The following is a 6,404-nucleotide window of genomic DNA, read 5'->3' as shown; positions in this document are numbered from 1 at the left end:
CACAAAATTCCTGACACGTCCTGCTTGCCCGCCTCACGCAGCGACTGCACGATGCGCCAGCCATCCACGTCGGGCAGCATGACGTCGAGGATGACCAGATCGTAGGGTTCGCTCATGGCCTGGTGGTGGCCGTCCAGGCCATTGCGTGCCACGTCCACCACAAACCCCGCTTCCATGAGGCCCTGGCGAACGTAGTCCGCTGTCTTGTCCTCGTCCTCGACCACCAACAGTTTCATCACTCTTCCCTGGCTCACGCCATGAACTCTCGCGCATCTGTTCGCTCATTCTGCGCGACTGACTTCCGGATCAATGTACTTGGATGAATCTTCCACCAAGATGACTGGATCATTACATGAATGTAATTAATGGGTCATGCGAGAGAAAGTGGCGCCTCTCTAGCATGGTCGTCAACGGCGTAAAAGCGCGCTCCCTTTCCCAGGGCTCGCGCGTACCCTTCGATGTCTGTTTCTGGAGTTTTTCGTCATGACGCGCTATCCCCCTCATGCCCCACGGCCACTAATGCTGTCGCGGCGGCGATTCGTACAGGGATTGGCGGCGGGCGGTGTCCTGCTGGGGCTGTCAACGACCGCATTGAAAGCCGTAGCCCAGCAAGCGCGGGCCGCCAGCGGAACCGCCCCAGTCCTGCAAGGTACGGAGTTCGATCTGGTGATTGCCGAGTCACCCGTAAACTTCACCGGCCAACCGGGCATGGCCACCACGATCAACGGCTCGCTGCCTGCGCCGACGCTGCGCTGGCGCGAAGGGGATACGGTCACCATCCGCGTCACCAACCGGCTGCATGAGTCCACCTCCGTCCACTGGCACGGCATCATCCTTCCCTACCAGATGGACGGCGTGCCGGGCATCAGCTTTGGTGGTATCGCGCCGGGGGAAACCTTCACCTACCGCTTCAAGGTCAGCCAGAGCGGCACCTACTGGTACCACTCGCATTCCGGCTTCCAAGAGCTGACCGGCATGTACGGGGCGATCATCATCGACCCCGCCGGCCCTGAAACCATCCGTGCCGAGCGCGACCACGTCGTGCTGCTTTCGGACTGGACCGATGAAGACCCCATGCGCGTCTTCATGAAGCTCAAGATTCAGAGCGGCTACTACAACTACCATCAGCCGACGGCGGTGGACTTCTTCCGCGACGCCTCGCGCGATGGCCTCTCGGCCGCGCTGGACAAGCGCAAGATGTGGAACCAGATGCGTATGAGCCCGACGGATCTCTCGGACCTTTCGGCACAGACCTTGACCTATCTGGCCAACGGCACCACGCCCGCAGGAAACTGGACCGGCCTGTTCCGTCCGGGAGAGCGCGTGCGCCTGCGCTTCATCAACGGCGCCGGCAACACCTTCTACGACGTGCGCATTCCTGGCCTGAAACTGAAGGTGGTGCATGTCGATGGCGTGGACGTCGAGCCGGTCACGGTGGACGAGTTCCGCTTCGGCCCAGGCGAGACCTGCGATGTGTTGGTCGAGCCGCACGACGATGCCTACACGATCTTCGCGCAATCCATGGATCGCACAGGCTATGCCAGAGGCACGCTTGCGGTACGTGCCGGGCTCAGTGCGCCCGTGCCGCCGATGGACGCGGCCCCGTGGCTGTCGATGGCGGACATGATGGGAGCGATGGACCACGGCGACATGTCGGGCATGTCCGGGATGGACCACGGCTCCATGGCCGGCATGGACCACGGTGCCATGCAGGGAATGACAGGCATGACAGGCATGACAGGCATGGATTCCGGCCAGATGCAGGGCATGGACAGCGCGAATCCCCTGGCCGCGCCCAGTACCACCGTGCGACACGCCCGAACGGAGTACGGGCCGGGTACGGACATGCGCGTGGACATGCCGCGCACCGCGCTGGACGATCCGGGCATCGGATTGCGCAATAACGGCCGGCGCGTGCTGACCCTGGCCGACCTGCACACGCCCGGCGGTCCGCTCGACCTGCGCGGCCCTGGTCGCGAGGTCGAACTGCACCTCACCGGCAACATGGAGCGCTACACCTGGTCCATCGACGGGCTTCAATTCGGCAAGTCCAAGCCAGTGCATTTCCGCCACGGTGAGCGGCTGCGCGTCATCTTGCACAACGACACGATGATGACCCACCCGATGCACCTACATGGGATGTGGAGCGAGCTGGAGAGCCCCGACGGGCGCTTCCTGGCACGTCGCCACACCCTGTCCGTGCAGCCGGCTCAGCGCCTCAGTTTGCTGGTCACTGCCGACGCACTGGGGCGCTGGGCCTGGCACTGCCACCTGATGCTTCACATGGATGCGGGCATGTTCCGCGAGGTCGTGGTGTCTTGAGCGCCGCTTGAAGAGAAGTGCACAAACGATGAAAACGACACACCTCCACGCATTGACCCTGGCACTGATTGTCACGATGGCGAACCCCGTGCTGGCGCAGTCACAGGCTGGTCAGGAAGACGACCATTCAGCGCACCATGGTGCGGCGGCCACGCCGCCCCCGCCAGCGGCTTCGCCGGGCGCGGCCCAAGCCGATCCTCATGCCGGCCATAGTGCGCCCCCAGCGCCCGCTACAGCGCTTGCCACACCGGTTTCCACGCCGCTCATGGACCATGGCGACATGCAGATGCAAGGCGGCTCCGCGCCCGCCGACGCGCGTGATCCCAATGCCTATTCCGATGGCCTGATCCGCGGCGCGGGCGCGTATGCGGTTCCCGGCGTTCCCGCCCTGAGTCTTGCCGATGGGCATAGCTTCGGTGCGCTGCTGGTCGATCGGCTGGAACGCTCCTATGCGAACCATGGCGGTAACGCCATCGCCTACGACCTGCAAGGCTGGTTCGGCTACGACTTCGACAAGGCAGTCCTCAAGGCCGAAGGCGAGGTGGCCCGCGGCAAGCTCCAGGACGCCCGCACCGAATTGCTGTGGGGGCACGCCATCACGCCGTACTGGGACACCCAGTTGGGCCTGCGCTATGACACGGGCACTGGCCCCGATCGTGGATGGCTTGCCTTCGGGGTCCAGGGGCTGGCGCCATACTGGTTCGATGTCGAAGCGACGGGCTATGTCGGCAATGGCGGCAGGACCGCGCTGAGGCTGGCCGCGAGCTACGACCTGCTTCTGACCCAGAAGCTCATTCTGCAGCCGCGCGCCGAGGCGCAGTTCTACGGCAAGAGCGACCCGGAGCGGGACATTGGTAGCGGCCTGTCGAACGCCACGGTCGGGCTTCGCCTGCGCTACGAGTTCAGCCGGCAGTTCGCCCCCTACATCGGCGTGGAGAGCAGCGGCAGTTTCGGCAAGACCGCTGGCTTCGTGCGCGCTTCGGGCGAACGCGCGCAGGAGATTCGCTGGGTCGCGGGTGTACGTTTCTGGTTCTAGGGGGCTGGCGCCCAGGCTCGTCCTGCCGATCACCGTCTGGACAGACAACCGTTTTTCAACCACCGACCACCCAACAGAGGAATGACCATGTTCTCGATTCGCAAATTTCTCCTCCCCATTGCCGCTGCCACCAGCATTCTGCTGTTCAGCGTCGCCGCGCAGGCCCATCCAAGGCTACTGACCTCCGATCCGCAAGCGAACGCTGAAGTGGCGGCTCCGGCGAAGATCGAACTGCATTTTTCCGAAACGCTGACCACTCAGTTCTCCGGCGCCAAGCTGGTCATGACCGGCATGCCGGGAATGTCCCACAGTCCCATGCCGGTGGACGTCAAGGTATCCGGTGGCGAGGACGGCAAGACCATGGTGATCACACCTGCCAAGCCGCCGATGTCGGGGGACTACCGCGTGGAGTGGCGCGCCGTGTCGGCCGATACCCATCCCGTGACGGGCGACTTCTCCTTCAAGGTGAAGTGAGCCATGGAGGGTTGGGGCAACATCATTGTCCGCTTCGTCAGCTACACCGATCTGATGCTGCTGTTCGGGCTGCCGCTGTTCGGCCTGTACGGCGTGAAGGGTAACGCGGCCGACGCCCATGCAGCTTTCGGTTTTCGAAGGCTGTTCTCCTGGCTCGCGGGCGTTGGTCTGCTGGTGTCGGGCGTCGGCATGCTGATGCTTGCGGTGACCATGAGCGGAGTGGCGGAGTTTGGCGAACTTGAACGCCATGTGTTCGGCATGATCATCACCGGCACCAACGTCGGTATCGCGTGGGTGGTCAAGATAGCGACGCTCGTGGGCATCCTGTTTTGCGCCGGCTTCTACGGACGGTCGCCCACGGCGAGCCTGGCGCTCGCCTCGTTGTTAGCAGCGGTTGGGCTGTCCACGCTGGTCTGGTCGGGACATGGAGCGATGGATACCGGCACACGCGGCGGTATCCATCTCGCGGCCGACACCTTGCACCTGCTCGGTGCTGGCGCCTGGCTCGGTGCACTGGCCGCCTTTCTGCTGTTGCTGCTGCGCCCGGTCCAGGGCGATGCCTACCGGCATCTGTTGCTCTTGCGCCAGGCCGTGACAGGGTTTTCGGCGGCCGGCACGCTCATCGTCGCGGTGCTGATCGTCACCGGCGTCGTGAACTATCTGCTTATCGTCGGCCCGAGCCTTCAGGGCATGGCATCCAGCCTTTACGGTATCTTGCTGCTGGTGAAGCTGGGCCTGTTCGGCACCATGCTCGCGCTGGCCGCGGCAAATCGTTTTCGGTTGGGGCCGCTGTTGGAGCGGGCAAGAAGTTCCACCGAGATCGCTTGCGCCAAGCGTGCCTTGTGCAAGAGCCTGGCGATTGAGGCGACGGCCATGACGCTGATCCTGCTGGCAGTGGCCTGGCTGGGCACCTTGAGTCCACCCGGCAACACGAGACCCTATTGATTTCGACAGGCATGGTCGGCGCTCGCTGGGCCGACCCTTTTGAAGGAAGGTTCATCATGAACGAACATCACCGTCACAACGAATCGCCTCCACGTTTCTGGCGCTCCCGATACGGGATCGGCCTGCTCGTTCTTGGCGCGATTGCGGGCTACTTCCTGCTCAAGGAACACGCCGCCCATGTGGTCGGGTTCCTGCCCTTCCTGTTGCTCGCGGCTTGCCCGTTGATGCACATCTTCATGCACCACGGCCATGGCCACGGCGGGCATGACCATTCCTCCCGCACACCGCCTGATACGACGCCGGGCACGCCGACCCAAACACCGAATCCAGGCGCCGGCTCCGACATCAACGCACGCGATCAACGCGGAGACCAGCCATGAGCCACGATCAACCCGCCTACGGCCTGTGGCTGCTGGTGTTCTTCAACTCGGCCATCTTCATCCTGTTCGCCTTCAGCTTCTTCAAACCGGCGACGGCGCGCGACTGGCGGACCTTCGGCGCGTTTGCCGCTTTCATCGTCGCGCTGTTCGTCGAGATGTATGGGTTTCCGCTGACCATCTATCTGCTCTCGGGCTGGCTGCAGACCCGCTATCCCGGCCTCGACCTTCTTTCCCACGACGCCGGCCATCTGTGGTGGACCTTGCTGGGTGAGAAGGGCGACCCGCATTTCGGCGTGCTGCACATCGCCAGCTACGTCTTGCTCGCCTACGGCTTCTATCTGCTGTCCAGATCCTGGCAGGTGCTTTATCACGCGCAGCGCCGGGGCACCTTGGCCACGGCAGGCCCCTACGCCCGCGTCCGTCACCCCCAGTATGTGGCGTTCGTGCTTATCCTGCTGGGCTTCCTGCTGCAATGGCCGACGCTGCTCACGTTGCTGATGTTCCCGATCCTGCTGATCATGTACGGCCGTCTGGCGGTGAATGAGGAAGCCGAGATGCGAGCCCGATTCGGGGCGGAGTTCGAGCGCTATACGCAAGCCACGCCGCGTTTTTTCCCCCGGTGGCGGCGGTCCGCCGCAACCTGATGCGCCCGATCCATTGGCGCCAATCCATCTGGAGATCACGACCATGACCACCATCGATCTTGACGTCCAGGGCATGTCCTGCGGCGCCTGCGTCAAACACGTCACTGAAGCACTCAAACCTCTGCCGGGCGTGCGAGAGGTGGAGGTTGACCTGGGCGCAGGCCGTGTTCGTGTCCATGGCGATCTTGCCGAAGGCATCGATCCGCTGGTGTCGGCGCTGAAACAGGCCGGCTACCCGGCGCAAGCCAGTGGCGCCGGGGCCAGCAAAGCGCCCGGCGCCGGCCGCGGGCGTTGCTGCTGCGGATAATCCGCTCGGTACCTCCCGTGTGGAATCAGAACACAGTTTCGTCCACCAGGTCGAAGCCGATATACCCATCCAAGAGAACTCGGAGAAACCGTCATGAGCCAGCCCCCGGGAAAAACACCCGAACGGGATCTTCCCGCACAGGGGACACTGCCGTCGGGCAACATGGTTCCCGGAGCGCATGTGTATTGCGGCCACACAGGCGCACCCGCAGCCGAGGGTCGGTCGGGCGCAACGCCGACGGGCGTGATCTACACCTGTCCGATGCACCCCGAAGTCCGGCAGGATCATCCTGGCGC

9 protein-coding genes are annotated in these 6,404 nt (G+C 63.8%); 8 read left to right on the top strand and 1 reads right to left on the bottom strand.

Going from position 1 to position 6,404, the window contains the following annotated elements; translation table 11 throughout:
* A partial coding sequence (locus K206_RS39285) for a response regulator (protein WP_043367101.1) occupies window positions 1–236 on the bottom strand: 236 nt, incomplete at its 3' end.
* A 247-nt stretch (window positions 237–483) separates the two neighbouring features.
* Between K206_RS39285 and K206_RS0125855 the strand changes: the two genes are divergently transcribed.
* From K206_RS0125855 to K206_RS44390, 8 genes are all read left to right on the top strand, one after another.
* A complete protein-coding gene (locus K206_RS0125855; protein ID WP_029044097.1) occupies window positions 484–2,322 on the top strand; it encodes a copper resistance system multicopper oxidase in 1,839 nt (612 codons plus the stop codon).
* Between the two features lie 28 nt (window positions 2,323–2,350).
* A complete protein-coding gene (locus K206_RS0125850) occupies window positions 2,351–3,358 on the top strand; it encodes a copper resistance protein B (RefSeq protein ID WP_186296745.1) in 1,008 nt (335 codons plus the stop codon).
* 87 nt (window positions 3,359–3,445) lie between these two features.
* A complete protein-coding gene (copC, locus tag K206_RS0125845) occupies window positions 3,446–3,832 on the top strand; it encodes a copper homeostasis periplasmic binding protein CopC (protein ID WP_020205278.1) in 387 nt (128 codons plus the stop codon).
* Between the two features lie 3 nt (window positions 3,833–3,835).
* Complete coding sequence (gene copD, locus K206_RS0125840) at window positions 3,836–4,777, top strand: copper homeostasis membrane protein CopD (RefSeq protein WP_020205277.1); 942 nt, start codon at window positions 3,836–3,838, stop codon at window positions 4,775–4,777.
* Window positions 4,778–4,833: 56 nt separating this feature from the next.
* On the top strand, window positions 4,834–5,157 hold the full coding sequence (locus tag K206_RS41860) for a DUF2933 domain-containing protein (protein WP_081651510.1): 324 nt from the start codon (window positions 4,834–4,836) through the stop codon (window positions 5,155–5,157).
* Window positions 5,154–5,801, top strand: a complete 648-nt coding sequence (locus K206_RS0125835; RefSeq protein WP_020205276.1) for an isoprenylcysteine carboxylmethyltransferase family protein — start codon at window positions 5,154–5,156, stop codon at window positions 5,799–5,801. Before K206_RS41860 ends, K206_RS0125835 begins: the two co-directional genes overlap by 4 nt.
* A gap of 43 nt (window positions 5,802–5,844) precedes the next feature.
* The gene (locus K206_RS41855; protein ID WP_081651511.1) at window positions 5,845–6,108 is read left to right on the top strand and encodes a heavy-metal-associated domain-containing protein; all 264 of its coding nucleotides are present in this window, start codon (window positions 5,845–5,847) and stop codon (window positions 6,106–6,108) included.
* A 93-nt stretch (window positions 6,109–6,201) separates the two neighbouring features.
* Window positions 6,202–6,404, top strand: a 203-nt coding sequence (locus K206_RS44390) for a heavy metal-binding domain-containing protein (RefSeq protein ID WP_231401681.1), incomplete at its 3' end; no start/stop codon positions are given.

It is taken from the genome of Cupriavidus sp. WS, from assembly GCF_000395345.1.
In the GTDB taxonomy this organism is placed as follows: domain Bacteria; phylum Pseudomonadota; class Gammaproteobacteria; order Burkholderiales; family Burkholderiaceae; genus Cupriavidus; species Cupriavidus basilensis_B.
This window is presented reverse-complemented; position numbering and strand designations above follow the sequence as displayed.

Excerpts from the sequence above, each read along its gene's own strand:
- K206_RS0125855 (WP_029044097.1), top strand. The coding sequence starts at position 484 with ATGACGCGCTATCCCCCTCATGCCCCACGGCCACTAATGCTGTCGCGG.
- K206_RS0125850 (WP_186296745.1), top strand. The coding sequence starts at position 2,351 with ATGAAAACGACACACCTCCACGCATTGACCCTGGCACTGATTGTCACG.
- copC (WP_020205278.1), top strand. The coding sequence starts at position 3,446 with ATGTTCTCGATTCGCAAATTTCTCCTCCCCATTGCCGCTGCCACCAGC.
- copD (WP_020205277.1), top strand. The coding sequence starts at position 3,836 with ATGGAGGGTTGGGGCAACATCATTGTCCGCTTCGTCAGCTACACCGAT.
- K206_RS41860 (WP_081651510.1), top strand. The coding sequence starts at position 4,834 with ATGAACGAACATCACCGTCACAACGAATCGCCTCCACGTTTCTGGCGC.
- K206_RS0125835 (WP_020205276.1), top strand. The coding sequence starts at position 5,154 with ATGAGCCACGATCAACCCGCCTACGGCCTGTGGCTGCTGGTGTTCTTC.
- K206_RS41855 (WP_081651511.1), top strand. The coding sequence starts at position 5,845 with ATGACCACCATCGATCTTGACGTCCAGGGCATGTCCTGCGGCGCCTGC.